Genomic DNA, 13,921 nt, shown 5'->3' with positions numbered 1-13,921 from the left:
AGCGTTGCTGGATCCATTCCCACGCGGAGCGATGGGCACGATCTTTACCCAAAAGACGCGATCAAGAGGTCTGCATGTCCGCCGCTCCCCTGAAGCTGGCGCAGCATTTGTATTACCCTGCGCCTTCATTCACAAGATCCGTTGCCATGACCTTTACTATCCAGGAAGTCACCCGCGCCGAAATCCCTGAAACCATCGACTTCGCCATGCGTGCACGGGCCGAGGTTTTCCCCATGCTCGATGGCACCGTGTTCCCTGCCGACCTGGCAGCTTTCGAACAGGTTTACCTGAACGGCAGCAGAGGCAAATTCCTGACTGCACGTCACGACGGGAAGATCATTGCTGCTGTCGGCTATCTGCCATTCGATCATCGCTTCCCACAACTGGACTATACCGGTCGCGACACGGTGGAGATCGTGCGCCTTTACGTCATGCCTCAGTTCCGAGGGGACGGGCTGGCCAGTCGCTTGTGTGAGGCGCTGTGGGCGCACGCCGAAGCCAGCGGGATAGAGGTGTTGTACCTGCACACCCATCCATTTTTGCCCGGCGCGATCCGCTTCTGGGAAAAACAGGGTTTCGCCGTGACAGACGTAGAAACCGATCCGGTGTGGAAAACCACGCATATGGAGTGCGTGCCTGACAGGCGGCACCGGAGTTCAGAGGGCAAGTAAGCGCCTGCCCTCAGGACGTGATTGACGTCAGCGCGGAGCGCGCTGGCGTGCGGTTTTCATCAGGTCTTCAGGCGTGATATGGCCGACGACTGCCTTGGCCGCAGCACTGCCCGGCAGCGGCAGGTCCAGGATGTGGCCTTTCATCTTGCCCACCACGTGCATTTCACATGGCTTGCAGTCGAACTTCAGGGTCAGCACTTCGTCACCCTGAATCAGTTGCATCGGTGCGACCTTGGTGCGCACGCCGGTCACGCCCTTGGCCTGTTTCGGGCACAGGTTGAACGAGAAACGCAGGCAGTGCTTGGTGATCATGACCGGCACTTCGCCGGTTTCTTCGTGCGCTTCATAAGCCGCATCGATCAGTTGCACACCATGGCGGTGGTAGAAATCACGCGCTTTCTGGTTATAGACGTTGGCCAGAAACGACAGGTGCGACTCAGGGTAAACCGGAGGTGGCGTGGTTTCAGCCTTGCGTCCGCCCTGTGGATGCGCCTTGACGCGCGCTTCGGTGAGCGCTTCGATGGTGTCGCGGCGCAGGGTCTTGAGCTGGGAGTTGGGCACGAAGAATGCCTGGGGTGCGTCCAGCCTGATGTCCTGGGCGTGATAGATCGTGGTGCCCAATTGGGACAGCAGATCGCGCAACTGGTCCAGCGCCTGTTCCGGCTTGTTCGCCGCGCCAAACGGACCGTCCAGATGGGTCGTGACGCTGACGCCCTCTTCGCTGGTCGCGGTCAGGTTCAGGCGCTCTTCGCGCAATTCGACCTGCCACTGAATGCCGATCCGGCGTTCGGCCGAGGTCTTCAACAGGGCCTGTTGCCAGTTATGGTCCAGATTACGGCTCAGCGGATGATTCGGACGCAGACGGGAGAGGGCGGCCGGCATTTCGTTGGGCTCGACGCGATAGCGCCAGCGTTTCTCACCGTCTTCCTCGAATTCACCTTTGAGTTCCGCGACGTTGGCGCGGAAACCCACCACTTCACGTTTGATCAGCACGTTCAGCCCGTCGCCGTTGGACAGCGGCTCGTGAGTGACCGCGATCAGGTCGCGCTTGCCCAGTTTCTCCACGCTGCCGACCAGCAGGCCGGTGAAGGTCGGCGTGTCGAACGCACCAATGTCGATCTTGCGGTCGCTGACGAAGTAATCGGTGCTGCCGCGGTTGAAGGTCTTTTCCGGGTCAGGCACGAAGAAGTGCGCGGTACGGCCGCTGGAGGCACGCGCCAGATCCGGGCGGTCTTCCAGAATGTCGTCCAGACGCTGGCGGTAGTACGCGGTGATGTTCTTGACGTAGCCCGCATCCTTGTAACGGCCTTCGATCTTGAACGAGCGCACGCCCGCTTCAACCAGCGCGCGCAGGTTGGCGCTCTGGTTGTTGTCTTTCATCGACAGCAGGTGCTTTTCGAAGGCCACGACGCGACCCTGATCATCCTTGAGGGTGTAGGGCAGACGGCAGGCCTGGGAGCAGTCGCCACGGTTGGCGCTGCGGCCGTTCTGTGCGTGGGAGATGTTGCACTGCCCGGAGAACGCCACGCACAACGCGCCGTGAATGAAGAACTCGATGGCCGCGTCGGTTTCGTCGGCGATCTCGCGGATTTCCTGCAGGTTCAGCTCACGAGCCAGTACCAGCTGCGAGAAACCTGCCTGATCGAGAAACTTCGCCCGGCCCAGAGTACGGATGTCGGTCTGGGTGCTGGCATGCAGCTCGATGGGCGGAATGTCCATGTCCAGAACGCCGAGGTCCTGCACGATCAGCGCATCCACGCCTGCATCGTAGAGCTGGTGGATCAGCGTGCGGGCCGGTTCCAGCTCGTCGTCATGCAGGATGGTGTTGATGGTGGTGAAGATGCGCGCGTGGTAGCGATGGGCGAATTTCACCAGTTCGGCGATATCGCTGACCTCGTTGCAGGCGTTGTGTCGTGCGCCGAAGCTTGGCCCGCCAATGTACACCGCGTCGGCGCCATGCAGGATGGCTTCACGGGCGATGCTCGTGTCCCGTGCGGGGCTGAGCAATTCCAGATGGTGTTTGGGTAGGGACATGGCTACGGCATCCGACGGCGGGCAAAGCGCGCATTGTAGTGCCATGGGCCGCGCTGCGCACCTGCGCTGATCGCTAAGGCGGCATTTACTGACTGTCGGTGGGGTTGAGGCGGGTGCTTCAGGGCGAGCGCAGACGCAGAATCCGTGAGCCATCGAACGGGTCGGTCAGCCAGCGGCCGATCACACCGAAGGTGTCCAGCAGCCGCTCGGGCGTCAGCACCTCGGCGGGTGCACCCAGTGCGACCATGCGGCCTTTTTCCATTACAGCCACCCGGTCACAGTCCAATGCCTGATTCAAATCATGCAGGGCGATCACCGTGGTGACCGGCAACGCCTTGACCAGACCGAGAATGGTCAACTGATGCTGGATATCCAGGTGATTGGTCGGCTCGTCCAGCAACAGGATTCCCGGCCTCTGTGCCAGCGCCCGGGCGATATGCACCCGTTGCCGTTCGCCGCCTGACAAGGTATGCCAGGCGCGCTTGATAAAGGACAGCATGTCCACGTCCACCAGCGCCTGACGAACGATCCGGTCATCGTTGTCACTCCAGGGCGCCAGCGCCGACAGCCAGGGTGTGCGGCCCAGTTCCACCGCATCCAGTACAGTGATCGCGTCACTTGTTTCGGCCTGTTGCTCGACCACCGCCAGCGCCCGGGCGATGTCGCGCCGGTTCAGGCTCGACAGAGGACGTTCGCCGATGGTTACCTGACCGCTGGACGGCTCGTGGATGCCGGACAGCAATTTGAGCAGCGTCGATTTGCCAGAGCCATTCGGACCCACAATACCCAGTGTCTCGCCCTGGGCAATGCTCAGGTCCACATCGCGCAGCAGGGTCGCGCCGCGAACCGAATAGCCCAGTCCTGTGCAACCGAGCACCGAGGTAGCGACATCGGGACTGAAGGCGCTCATCGTGTCCTGTTCCCCTGAATGAGGATCAACGCAAACACAGGTGCGCCGATCAGGGCGGTGATCACCCCGATCGGCAGCGCCTGGCCTTTGATCAGCGTGCGCGAAAGAATGTCGGCCGCGATCAGGAACAGTGCACCGCTCAAGGCGCTCAGCGGCACCAGCCGGGCATGGCGTACGCCGGTGAGCATTCTTACCGCATGCGGAATAACCAGACCGACAAAACCGATGGAGCCCACAATCGAGACCATCACCGCTGTCACCAGCGCCGCAGTGGCGATCAACACGATCTGCACCCGTCGCACGGCGATGCCGAGTGAAGCAGCGGAGTCGCTGCCAAAGGTGAACGCATCCAGCGCGCGACGATGCCAGAGGCACACCAGCAGACCGAACAGCGCTGCGGGCACAGCCATCCACACCGAGGGCCAGCGTACGCCACTCAGATTGCCCAGCAACCAGAACATGATGCCGCGTGCCTGTTCGGAGCTGGCCGACTTGGTGATCAGGAACGAGGTCAGCGCGTTGAACAGTTGCGAGCCGGCAATACCCGCCAGAATGATTTGCCCGGCGGCCGTGTTGCCCCTCGATGAATGGGCGAGCAGAGCGACCAGAGAGAACGCCACCAGCGCGCCGACGAAAGCGCCTGCCGACATGGAAATGACCCCGGCACCGAAACCCAGAATCGCCACCATGACTGCGCCGGTCGAGGCGCCGGCTGAAATGCCCAGCAGATAAGGATCGGCCAGCGGGTTGCGCAACAGCGACTGCAGCACCACGCCACAAATAGCCAGCCCCGAACCGCAGGCAGCGGCGACGATGGCGCGGGTCAGGCGGTAATTCCAGACGATGCCTTCATCGATGGGATCAAGCACATAGCCCGCCGCCCACAGTTTGTTGGCCAGTACCTGAAACACCACCTGCAGACTGATCGAGGTTTCACCAATCGCGGCGCCGACGATGATTGCCAGCACCAGCACCAGCACCGCCGAGACCCAGATCACATGGCCGAGTGCGACAGGCAATCTCATGGAGTGGCGTTGAAGCGGTTGGCGGCAGCGGACAGCTCTTCGATGCCGGTGAACAGACGCAGGCTGGCCTGCATGCCTTCTGCGTCGATGATCACGATGCGGTCGTGCTTCACAGCGTCCATGTTGCGGGTCACCGGGTCAGACTTGAGGAATTCGATTTTCTTGTGGTAGTCGTCGGCCGGGAAGCGGCGGCGATCCATGCGGGCGATCACCAGAATGCTCGGGTTGGCCTTGGCGATGGTTTCCCAGCCTACGGTCGGCCACTCTTCATCAGACTGGACGATGTTGCGCATTCCCAGATTATTGAGCATGAAGTCCGGAATACCCTTGCGGCCCGCGACGAAAGGATCGGCTTTCAGATCGGAGCTTGAGAACCAGAACACCGCCGACACATCCTTGGCATGGTTCTGCTGGACGTTGGCCACCGCAGCGCTCAGGCGGGCCTTGAGGTCGGCGACCAGCTTGTCGCCACGATCCTGCACATCAAAGATCTGCGCCAGTTGCTCGATGCTCTTGTAGATGGTCTCGATGCGGAACGCTTCGAGACGCGTGCCGTCTGCGCCGACCAGATTGTCTTTGCCTTCGCAGTCGGACGGCATCAGGTAGGTCGGGATCTTCAGTTCGTGGAACTGCTCCCGCGTGCCGACTGCACCTTGCTTGCCGACCATCCATTCCAGTTGCACGGCAACCAGTTCGGGACGTTTGCCAATCACGGCCTCAAAGCTGGGTTCGTTGTTGGCCAGACGCTCGACCTTGTCGTTCTGTTCCTTGAAACGCGGCAGTACATCGTTGAACCACAGGGATGTACCGGCCAGCCTGTCGCCCAGGCCCAATTCGTACAACATCTCGGTGCCCGATTGTCCAATGGTCACGGCCTTGGCTGGCGCATGAGCGAAGGTCAGCGAGTAGCCGCAGTTTTCAATAGTCAGCGGATAGTGGGTCGGTGCGGCAAGCGCCAGGCTTGAAAGGGCCAGGCTGGCAGCGAGTGCGACAAGGCGGGGCAGAGACATGGAATGCGACCTCGATTCGAACGTGTGTCAGGGCGCACGCACAGCAGGAAAACACATCCCGATCTGCCGGAAACAGCAGCAATTGGCGCAATAAGGCCATGCGCGGATGTCCTTCCCGGACACCCCGCCGGTTAGTGATTGATTAAGGTCGGCAGGTCTCCTGACTGGCATGTCATTGCCTGGCTCCGGCCTTCCCGGGTATCACCCAGTGGCAGTGGTGGAGCTGGCTCGATGCCTACAGTTGCGGGGGCAGTTTCGTTTCGGCTCGTGGCGCGAGGCGGGCGAATTCCCTGTTAGTTCCTCTCGGAAACCGACGGGCGGCATGGTAAACGATAAGGGATGGGCTCGCTACGGCTTTGCACGCAGGCGTTGCAGGCTGTTGATCAGATGCAGGCGCATGGCGGCCCGGGCGGCGTCGCGATCCTGATGGGCGAGGGCATCGAAGATCTGTTCCTGCTCGCGTTGCTGAATATGAGGATCGTCTTCCATCTGCAACGACGTGATGTTGCCGAAACCACTGCGCGCGCGCGGCAGGATGCTGCTGCCCAACTGGTTCATCACATCGGTGAAGAAACTGTTGGCGGTGCACAGGGAAATGCGCCGATGGAATTCGTAATCGGCCTGCAGGGTGTCCTGGCCGGTCCGGACGCAGCGGTGCAACTCGTCGAGGGCCTGACGAATGGCGCTCAATTGTTCAGGCGTGCGACGTTGTGCAGCCAGCGCGGCAGCTTCGGGCTCCAGGCTCAGTCGCAGTTCAATGATTGCCACGGCGTCGCCGGGCGTGCCGATGGACAGCTCGTCCGATTGATCGGCCCTGGCCTGGGAGGCATCGACGACGAAGGTGCCGATGCCATGCCGGGTTTCGACCAGTCCTTCGGCCTGCAGGCGTGACATGGCTTCACGGACAACGGTACGGCTGACCCCGGTTTCCCGAATGATCACCTGCTCGGTGGGCAGCTTTTCGCCGCTCTGGATCTCGCCTTCGCGAATTTTGCGGGCGAATTCGGCGACCAATTGCTGGGTCAGGCTGGAACGGCGGCCTTTCGGGGATGCGGTAGGTTCCATGGCGGGTGATCAGGTCCGTATCGGGGCGCTGAGTATAACCTCACTCAGGGCGTGTTTTGTGCGGGGATCGCAGCCTATACTCGGGTATTCGATAGACATGAGGCTGCAATGTCGGACAACGCGCTTTCCTCGCAAAAGAATCATCGCCGCCTGGCTGAAACCCTGGTCGACCGCTTTGCCCAGCGCATGCGTGACGGTGTGCTTCAGCGTGGCGAAAAGTTGCCTTCGGAGCTTCATATCATGGAAGCCGAGGGCGTCAGCCGCACGGTGGTGCGCGATGCGTTGTCGCGGATGCAGGCTGCGGGGCTGGTGGAAACGCGTCATGGGGTCGGAACCTTTGTGCTTGATATGCCGCCGCCGGAGGGTTTTTCCGTCGGGCCTGCCACCATCGTCACGGTGGCGGACGTGCTGAACCTGCTGGAGTTTCGTCTGAGCCTTGAGGTCGAAGCGGCAGGTCTGGCCGCCCAACGACGCAGTCCTGAAGCATTGCTGGAGCTCAAACGGGCCTTCGACGCGCTGCTGGAAGGCCCGCAGAAGTCCGGAACGACCATCAATGCCGACTTTCAGTTTCACCTCAAGATTGCCAAGGCGTCGGGCAATGCCTACCTGATCGATATCATGAAACACCTCGGCACCAAGCTGATTCCCCGCACGCGCATGAACTCCGCCTACACCGGCCAGAGCGACCGACATGCCTATCTGGCCGGCATCAATGCCGAACACCGACAGATTTACAACGCCATCGCCGAAGGCAATGTCGACGCCGCCCGCTCTGCCATGTACCTGCACCTCAACGGCAGCCGCATGCGCCTGCGCAGGACCCAGGCGCTCTACAGCGACTGACATCGAAGGGATGCTGAGCGTCCGTTCTGCTGTTTGTACAAATCCTGTCGCAATCAACGAGCTGTGGGAGGCGGCTTGCCGGCGATGCATTTTCTGATGCGACTTTTCAGTGACTGAGCTGACGTCATCGCCAGCACGCCGCCTCCCACGGGTCATGCGTTCAACGGGATGTCATCGTTGCGGCCCCTTTTGCGCTTCAACCCTCAAAGAAAGTTGTACTGCACCCCCACCCGCAACCTCAGTTGGCGCTTGTCGTCCTCGGCGTTGACCTTGATGTCGCCCACTTCGAAAAACGGCACCCAGTTCTTGTCCCATTTGTATTTGAAGGCGGCGTTCTGTTCGTAGTCGGTCTTGTCATTGTCGTAGCGGATATAGTCGGCGTCGAAATAGGTGAACTGGTACTCGTATGACCAGGGGCCTTTGGTGGCGTAGTTGACCCAGACGTCGTAGCGGTTGATCGACTGATCGTTCATCTGATTGTCGGGCATGTCCTTGTTGATCTTGTCCCGGTCGAGCTTGATCGAGTCATAGCGATAGCGACCCGACAGCGTCAGTTGGTCGGTCACCTTGTAGCCGACCTTCAACCCCATCTTGTAAGCCGTGGAGCGCTCGATGCTTTCCAGCGCAAGGGAAGGGGTCAGCAGCCATTTGTCATTGAGCTTGTGCTGATAGCTGACCGTCAGCTCGTGGCCGTTGCCCACGGTGTTGTCGAAGGCAACGTCCTGACGATCACCCGCCGTCTTGTATTTCAGTTCGCCCTCAAAGCCCCAGCCGCTGTCCAGGCGCGTGCCGAACTTGACCCGGTCGGCGTGCATGCGGGTACTTTCTGCGTATTGGTGGCGGTAGTTGATGTAGGCGCTGTCGGCATGGGTCCATGCGCTTGGAAACAGGGCGGCCAGAGAAAGCAATGCGGTTGATTTTTTCATTTTTTTATTCTTGTTCGAGTGAGAAAAAAGGTGTCTTGGGCAAATCGCAGGCAGCCGGATCCGATGGCCGGTTCGGCCAGGGATCACGCTGTCAGCCAGGTTTGGGGGTAGGCGGACCTGCAGCGGTCATCCGCTCGGGCGCACGTCCATGTCGCGACTGGCCTGGATCAGCAGTCGTGAGTAGTCGTGCTGCGCCTGATCGTTGCTCAACTGGCTGCTGTCGAGGGTTTCCACGACCTGACCCTGTTGCATCACTGCAACCCGGTCGCACAGGTGCGCGACCACGCCCAGATCGTGGGTCACCATCAGGTAGGTCAGGCCCTGCTGCTGGCGAAGGTCAGCCAGCAGGTTGAGGATTTCAGCCTGCACCGAGACGTCGAGTGCCGAGGTCGGTTCATCCAGCAGCAATACGCGCGGCTCCAGAATCAGCGCCCTGGCAATCGCAACGCGCTGGCGCTGGCCGCCGGACAGTTGATGCGGATAACGGAAGCGGAAACTCTCGTTGAGGCCGACGCGGTTAAGCACGTCGCAGACGCGTCGGTCACGCTGATCGATCTTGTGGATGCTCAGCGGTTCCTTGAGGGCCGCGTCAATGGTGTGACGCGGGTGTAACGATGCGTAGGGGTCCTGGAACACCATCTGCACGGTGCGGTAATGGCTGGCGTCGAGCTTGCGGCCGACTTTCTGGCCCGCCACGCTCAAGACGCCGGTCCAGTGGTGATACTGCCCCGCCAGGCAGCGCAGTACGGTGGTCTTGCCCGACCCCGACTCGCCGACCAGCCCGAACGACTGGCCTTGCTCGACCTGCAGGTTGACGTCGCGCAGCACCTGATTCAAAGCAGCGCCCGTGCCGAAGCTCAGGTTCAGTGAATTGACTTCAATCATTGCCATGGGAGCGTTCTCAGTGAGTGAGCCAGAGGGGATCGCGCTGCAATACCGGCAGGCTGGCGCGCGGGCGATCAAGGCTGGGCAGTGCGGCCAGCAGGCCTTGGGTATAGGGGTGACAGGCTTGATCCAGTTCATCGGCCTTGAGTGATTCCACGACGCGCCCGGCATACATCACCAGCACGCGGTCGCAGAAATGCCGCACCATGTTCAGGTCGTGGCTGATGAAGATCAGCCCCAGGTCCCGCTCGCTGACCAGTTCTTCGAGCACATTGAGCACCTGGCGGCGTACCGACACGTCCAGGGCCGAGGTCGGCTCGTCGGCGATGATGACCTGCGGATCGGTGATGACCATCATGGCGATCATGATCCGTTGCCCCATGCCGCCCGACACCTCGTGCGGGTACAGCTCGTAGACCCGGGCCGGTTCGCGGATATGGACCTTGGCGAGCATGTCCAGCGTGCGTTCGCGGGCTTCCTTGCGCGATACCCGGTGATGCGCCAGATAGGCTTCGGCGATCTGCTCGCCGACCTTGATCACTGGATTGAGTGAGTATTTCGGGTCCTGCATGATCATCGACATGCGTCGGCCACGAATGCCCTGGATCTGTTTTTCACTGCATTCGAGCAGATTGACGTCGCCGAAGCGCAGCGTTTTGGCAGTGATCCGCGCGCTGGCCGGATGCAGGCGCAATAGACTGCGTCCGACCGTGGATTTACCCGAGCCGGACTCGCCGACGATTGCCAGCTTTTCGCGGCCCAGCGTGAACGATACGTCGCGAACCGCCGCCGTGGTCTTGCCGGCGTTGTGGAACTCGACCCGCAAATCTTCTACCGCAAGCTTTATCTGAGACATGGTTATCGTCCTTGTTATTGTCATTCGCTGCGTGGATCGAGTACGTCGCGCAGGCCGTCGCCGAGCAGGTTGAACGCCAGGCTGACCAGCATGATGGTTGCGCCGGGCGCTGCCACCAGCCACCAGCTTTCCAGCATGTAGCGCCGACCGCTGGAGATCATCGCGCCCCATTCCGGCAGCGGCGCCTGAGCGCCCAGCCCGAGAAAGCCCAGCGCGGCAGCGGTGAGGATGATGCTGGCCATGTTCATGGTCAGGCGGATGATCACCGAGGACAGGCACATCGGAATGATGTGACGGCCAATGACCCGCACCGACGAGGCGCCTTGCAGCTTCACTGCGACGACGAAATCGGCGTTGCGCAGCGACAGGGTTTCGGCCCGTGCCAGACGCGCGATGGGTGGCCAGGCGGTGAGGGCGATGGCAATCACCGCATGCTCAAGGCCGGGGCCCAGTGCCGCGATGAAGGCCAGTGCCAGCACCAGGCTCGGGAACGAGATGAAGATGTCGGTGATGCGCATGAACAGGCTGTCGACCCAGCCACCAAAGTAGCCCGACACCGTGCCGATCAGCAGGCCGATGGGGCCGACGATCACGGTCACCAGCATCACGATGTAGAGCGTGATGCGCGAGCCGTACACCAGACGGCTGAACACGTCACGGCCGTACTCGTCGGTGCCGAACCAGTTCTGCGCGCCAGGGCTGCGCAGCGCGGCCGACAGATCCTGTGCCAGCGGATCATGGGTCGCGATCCAGGGTGCGAACAGGGCGACGATCATCAGCGTGCTGATCACGATCAGTCCCGCCAGGGTCATCGGGTTGCGCAGCAGGAAGCGCATCAGCTTTGCGCTGCTATTGGCGAAGGCCGCCAGGCTTGAAGTCGGGGCCTGAAACGTCGATTTGGCGCTGCTTGTCATGGAAGTCGTCATCAGCGGGTTCTCGGGTCGAAGACTTTGTAGAGGGCGTCACTGATCTGGTTCAGGACCACGAAGATCAGGCCGATCAATAACACGCAGGCCATCACTGCATTCATGTCGCCCAGCAACAGGCTGCTGGTCAGGTACTGGCCAAAGCCGGGCCAGGCGAAGACGGTTTCGATCAGCACCGCACCTTCCAGCAGACCGCCGTAGGCGAGGGCGACGATGGTCAGCAGCTGCACGCGAATGTTGCGGAATGCATGGCCCCAGACAATGCGGCGTTGCGACAGGCCTTTTACCCGGGCGGTGATGATGTATTCCTGCGACAGCTGTTCAAGCATGAAGCTGCGGGTCATACGGCTGATGTAGGCCACCGAGTTGAAGCTCAGAATCACCGCAGGCAGCAGGATGTGACGCAGCGCACTGCGAAACGCCTCCCAGTCGCCGGACAGTGCGGTATCGATCAGCAGCAGGCCGGTGCGGGTTTCGATCAGGCCGTCGTAGGCCAGGCCGATGCGTCCTACGCCGCCGGCCCAGCCGAGCCAGGCGTAGAACACCAGAAACGCCATCATGCCGAGCCAGAAGATCGGTGTTGAGTAACCGAACAGGGTGATGACCCGGGCGACATGATCACCGGCGCGGCCCTGATGCGTTGCGGCATAAACGCCCAGTGGCAGGCCGATCAGTACGCCGAACAGAATAGCCAGGGTCGCCAGTTCCAGCGTGGCCGGGAACACCCTGGCGATGTCTTCGATTACCGGGTGGCCGGTCAGCAGGGCCTTGCCCAGATCACCGTGCAACAGGTCCTTGATGTACATCACGAACTGGGTGGTCAGCGGTTTGTCCAGGCCCAGTTCCTGGTAGGCCTGAGCGTAGGCGGCCGCGTCTGCGTCCGGTCCGACGATGGCCAGTACCGGGTCCAGCGGCATGACCCGGCCGATAAAGAAAGTGAGCAAAAGCAGGCCGAACAGGGTCGCCGCCACTGATCCGCTGCGACGGGTGCCGTTGGCGACCCGACTGCTCCAAAATGAAATCGATGCACTCGACATGGTGTATTCCTGCCTTGGCTTGAGCGATTGAACGCGTGTGTTCAGCGTTGCTTGTAGACGTCACGCAGGCGCGTGGTGGCGGCGCTATGCCCCAGGTATTCGCGCACGTCGGCGTGAATCACCACCTCGTCCGTCATCTGCGACACCGGCATGATCGGCCCGGCTTTCTGGTCGTAGAGGGCCTGGATACGCTGGTAATCCGCCAGTTGCTGCGCGGCGTCGCGCTCGCGCTCGGCCTGCTCGATCAATTGATTGATCTCGGCGTCGTAGAACGAGGTGCGCCAGCCCTGGAAGTTGCTCAGCCTGGCCTCCTCACGGTTGTCGGGGTTGTAGATCAGTGCGCGCAGGCTGGAGTGGGGATGACGTTCGGCACCGCCGCCGCCGCGACCGACCAGGATGTCGAAGCGTCGATCACGCATCGCGCCGTAGATCTGGTTGCCAGTGCCGGTAATGATATTGGCGTGAATGCCGGCCTGAGCGAGGGTCGACTGCAGGCTGGTGGCGATGTTGATGAAGGGCGAATCGGTGAGCGAGCGGATGGTGATCTTGAAACCATCCGGGTACCCGGCTTCAGCCAGCAGGCGTTTGGCTTTCGCGACATTCAGCGCGTAGCCCGGATCGTCGAGGCGGGCGGGCAGACCCAATTGCAGCGGGCGCTGGTTGATCACGCCATAGTGCGGCATGACCACGTTGTTGATGCCTTGATAGTCGATCAGCGAGCGAATGGCCTGACGCACGCGAATGTCCTTGAACACGGGCTGCTCCATGCTGAGGGCAACGTAATAGATCGTGCCGCGCGCAATGGTCTGTACCGTGACCTCGTCCGAGCGGGTCAGGGCCTTGATGTCGGTGGCAGCCATGCCGCGAGCGACGTCCAGATCTCCACGCTCGACCATCAGGCGCAGGGCCTGGGATTCGGTCATGTTGCGCATGATTACCCGGCGCATTTTCGCCGGACCGCGCCAGTACTGGTCGTAGCGGCTCATCAGGATCACGTCGTTGGCACGCCAGATGTCCAGCTTGAAGGCGCCGGAACCGGCGGTATTGGTGGTCAGCCAGCCTGCGCCCAGATCATCGCCTTTGGCATGCTGCAGTGCGGTAACGCGGTCGATGATGAAGGCACTCGGCGAAGTCGCCAGGGTGTTGAGTACCAGCATCGGATCAGTGGCTTTGGGCAGATCGAGCACGAAGGTGGACGGGCCTTCAGCGCGCATCAACGCACTGACATTGCTGCCGGTATAGCCGTAGGCTTTCCAGGTCGAAGCCAGTGCCTTGTTCAGCGTCACCACTCGTTGCAGCGACCAGGCGACATCCTGGGCGGTCAGCGGGTTGCCGGAATGAAACGTCACGCCGGCACGCAAGTGAAAGGTCAGGCGCATGCGGTCGGGACTGATTTCCCAGCGCTCGGCCAGTGCCGGGATCAACTGGTCCGGTCTGGCTGCGTCCTGCTCCAGCAGCATGTCGTAGACGTTGGAATTGACCTCGGCCACTTCCAGTCCGGTTGCACCGGCAGGATCGAGTGACAGCAGGTTGATCATGCTCATGCCGACCACCAGTTGATCCACCGGTGTCTCGCCGCGTGCCAGAGCGGGCGGGGTGTGCATGAGTGTCGCCGTCATGGCGAAGCAAAGCAGCCAGGGCAGGCGCTTGGGCCAGAGCTTCATGGGTGCGGTCCTTTTTTATAGTTATTCAGACGCTTGTTTGTCGAAACACTTTAGCGAGGGGCGCCTCGA

13 protein-coding genes and 1 riboswitch are annotated in these 13,921 nt (G+C 61.4%); of the genes, 2 read left to right on the top strand and 11 right to left on the bottom strand.

What is annotated here, in order from left to right:
• Positions 1-146 precede the first annotated feature (146 nt).
• The gene (locus JTJ32_RS22935) at positions 147-671 is read left to right on the top strand and encodes a GNAT family N-acetyltransferase (RefSeq protein WP_210043467.1); all 525 of its coding nucleotides are present in this window, start codon (positions 147-149) and stop codon (positions 669-671) included.
• A 27-nt stretch (positions 672-698) separates the two neighbouring features.
• Here JTJ32_RS22935 and JTJ32_RS22930 read toward each other — a convergent pair whose 3' ends face one another.
• The 5 genes from JTJ32_RS22930 to JTJ32_RS22910 form a co-directional block, all read right to left on the bottom strand.
• Positions 699-2,705 carry a peptidase U32 family protein gene (locus JTJ32_RS22930; RefSeq protein ID WP_210043395.1) on the bottom strand — a complete coding sequence of 669 codons (2,007 nt, stop codon included), beginning with the start codon at positions 2,703-2,705 and terminating at the stop codon, positions 699-701.
• A 118-nt stretch (positions 2,706-2,823) separates the two neighbouring features.
• Positions 2,824-3,615 (bottom strand): ABC transporter ATP-binding protein, encoded by a 792-nt coding sequence (locus JTJ32_RS22925; protein ID WP_184323013.1) that lies wholly within the window; start codon positions 3,613-3,615, stop codon positions 2,824-2,826.
• The gene (locus JTJ32_RS22920) at positions 3,612-4,640 is read right to left on the bottom strand and encodes a FecCD family ABC transporter permease (RefSeq protein WP_210043394.1); all 1,029 of its coding nucleotides are present in this window, start codon (positions 4,638-4,640) and stop codon (positions 3,612-3,614) included. Before JTJ32_RS22920 ends, JTJ32_RS22925 begins: the two co-directional genes overlap by 4 nt.
• Positions 4,637-5,650 (bottom strand): ABC transporter substrate-binding protein, encoded by a 1,014-nt coding sequence (locus tag JTJ32_RS22915; RefSeq protein WP_210043393.1) that lies wholly within the window; start codon positions 5,648-5,650, stop codon positions 4,637-4,639. The genes JTJ32_RS22920 and JTJ32_RS22915 overlap by 4 nt, the downstream gene beginning before the upstream one ends.
• Positions 5,651-5,783: 133 nt before the next feature.
• Positions 5,784-5,980, bottom strand: a riboswitch (cobalamin riboswitch).
• Positions 5,981-5,998: 18 nt separating this feature from the next.
• Entirely contained in the window at positions 5,999-6,715 is a 717-nt protein-coding gene (locus JTJ32_RS22910; protein ID WP_099226608.1) for a FadR/GntR family transcriptional regulator, read from the bottom strand.
• 108 nt (positions 6,716-6,823) lie between these two features.
• Here JTJ32_RS22910 and JTJ32_RS22905 point away from each other — a divergent pair, with 108 nt between their 5' ends.
• A complete protein-coding gene (locus JTJ32_RS22905) occupies positions 6,824-7,558 on the top strand; it encodes a FadR/GntR family transcriptional regulator (protein ID WP_099226609.1) in 735 nt (244 codons plus the stop codon).
• A gap of 203 nt (positions 7,559-7,761) precedes the next feature.
• Here the strand turns inward: JTJ32_RS22905 and JTJ32_RS22900 are convergent, their stop codons facing one another.
• The 6 genes from JTJ32_RS22900 to JTJ32_RS22875 form a co-directional block, all read right to left on the bottom strand.
• On the bottom strand, positions 7,762-8,484 hold the full coding sequence (locus tag JTJ32_RS22900; protein WP_210043392.1) for an oligogalacturonate-specific porin KdgM family protein: 723 nt from the start codon (positions 8,482-8,484) through the stop codon (positions 7,762-7,764).
• Between the two features lie 126 nt (positions 8,485-8,610).
• A complete protein-coding gene (locus JTJ32_RS22895) occupies positions 8,611-9,375 on the bottom strand; it encodes an ABC transporter ATP-binding protein (RefSeq protein ID WP_210043391.1) in 765 nt (254 codons plus the stop codon).
• Between the two features lie 10 nt (positions 9,376-9,385).
• Complete coding sequence (locus JTJ32_RS22890; RefSeq protein WP_004881922.1) at positions 9,386-10,225, bottom strand: ABC transporter ATP-binding protein; 840 nt, start codon at positions 10,223-10,225, stop codon at positions 9,386-9,388.
• A 20-nt stretch (positions 10,226-10,245) separates the two neighbouring features.
• Positions 10,246-11,151, bottom strand: a complete 906-nt coding sequence (locus JTJ32_RS22885; RefSeq protein WP_025993532.1) for an ABC transporter permease — start codon at positions 11,149-11,151, stop codon at positions 10,246-10,248.
• Positions 11,151-12,188 carry an ABC transporter permease gene (locus tag JTJ32_RS22880; RefSeq protein ID WP_210043390.1) on the bottom strand — a complete coding sequence of 346 codons (1,038 nt, stop codon included), beginning with the start codon at positions 12,186-12,188 and terminating at the stop codon, positions 11,151-11,153. The genes JTJ32_RS22885 and JTJ32_RS22880 overlap by 1 nt, the downstream gene beginning before the upstream one ends.
• A 41-nt stretch (positions 12,189-12,229) precedes the next feature.
• Positions 12,230-13,852: an ABC transporter substrate-binding protein gene (locus JTJ32_RS22875; RefSeq protein ID WP_210043389.1), complete on the bottom strand. Its 1,623-nt coding sequence runs from the start codon at positions 13,850-13,852 to the stop codon at positions 12,230-12,232.
• Positions 13,853-13,921 lie beyond the last annotated feature (69 nt).

This window comes from Pseudomonas alliivorans, from assembly GCF_017826695.1.
Lineage (GTDB): Bacteria > Pseudomonadota > Gammaproteobacteria > Pseudomonadales > Pseudomonadaceae > Aquipseudomonas > Aquipseudomonas alliivorans.
Note: the sequence above shows the minus strand (reverse complement) of the source record. Positions and strands in the feature narration are given on the sequence as shown.

Bases quoted from the DNA above. Each gene is read 5' to 3' on its own strand.
- JTJ32_RS22935 (WP_210043467.1), top strand. From the start codon at position 147: ATGACCTTTACTATCCAGGAAGTCACCCGCGCCGAAATCCCTGAAACC.
- JTJ32_RS22930 (WP_210043395.1), bottom strand. From the start codon at position 2,705: ATGTCCCTACCCAAACACCATCTGGAATTGCTCAGCCCCGCACGGGAC.
- JTJ32_RS22925 (WP_184323013.1), bottom strand. From the start codon at position 3,615: ATGAGCGCCTTCAGTCCCGATGTCGCTACCTCGGTGCTCGGTTGCACA.
- JTJ32_RS22920 (WP_210043394.1), bottom strand. From the start codon at position 4,640: ATGAGATTGCCTGTCGCACTCGGCCATGTGATCTGGGTCTCGGCGGTG.
- JTJ32_RS22915 (WP_210043393.1), bottom strand. From the start codon at position 5,650: ATGTCTCTGCCCCGCCTTGTCGCACTCGCTGCCAGCCTGGCCCTTTCA.
- JTJ32_RS22910 (WP_099226608.1), bottom strand. From the start codon at position 6,715: ATGGAACCTACCGCATCCCCGAAAGGCCGCCGTTCCAGCCTGACCCAG.
- JTJ32_RS22905 (WP_099226609.1), top strand. From the start codon at position 6,824: ATGTCGGACAACGCGCTTTCCTCGCAAAAGAATCATCGCCGCCTGGCT.
- JTJ32_RS22900 (WP_210043392.1), bottom strand. From the start codon at position 8,484: ATGAAAAAATCAACCGCATTGCTTTCTCTGGCCGCCCTGTTTCCAAGC.
- JTJ32_RS22895 (WP_210043391.1), bottom strand. From the start codon at position 9,375: ATGGCAATGATTGAAGTCAATTCACTGAACCTGAGCTTCGGCACGGGC.
- JTJ32_RS22890 (WP_004881922.1), bottom strand. From the start codon at position 10,225: ATGTCTCAGATAAAGCTTGCGGTAGAAGATTTGCGGGTCGAGTTCCAC.
- JTJ32_RS22885 (WP_025993532.1), bottom strand. From the start codon at position 11,151: ATGACGACTTCCATGACAAGCAGCGCCAAATCGACGTTTCAGGCCCCG.
- JTJ32_RS22880 (WP_210043390.1), bottom strand. From the start codon at position 12,188: ATGTCGAGTGCATCGATTTCATTTTGGAGCAGTCGGGTCGCCAACGGC.
- JTJ32_RS22875 (WP_210043389.1), bottom strand. From the start codon at position 13,852: ATGAAGCTCTGGCCCAAGCGCCTGCCCTGGCTGCTTTGCTTCGCCATG.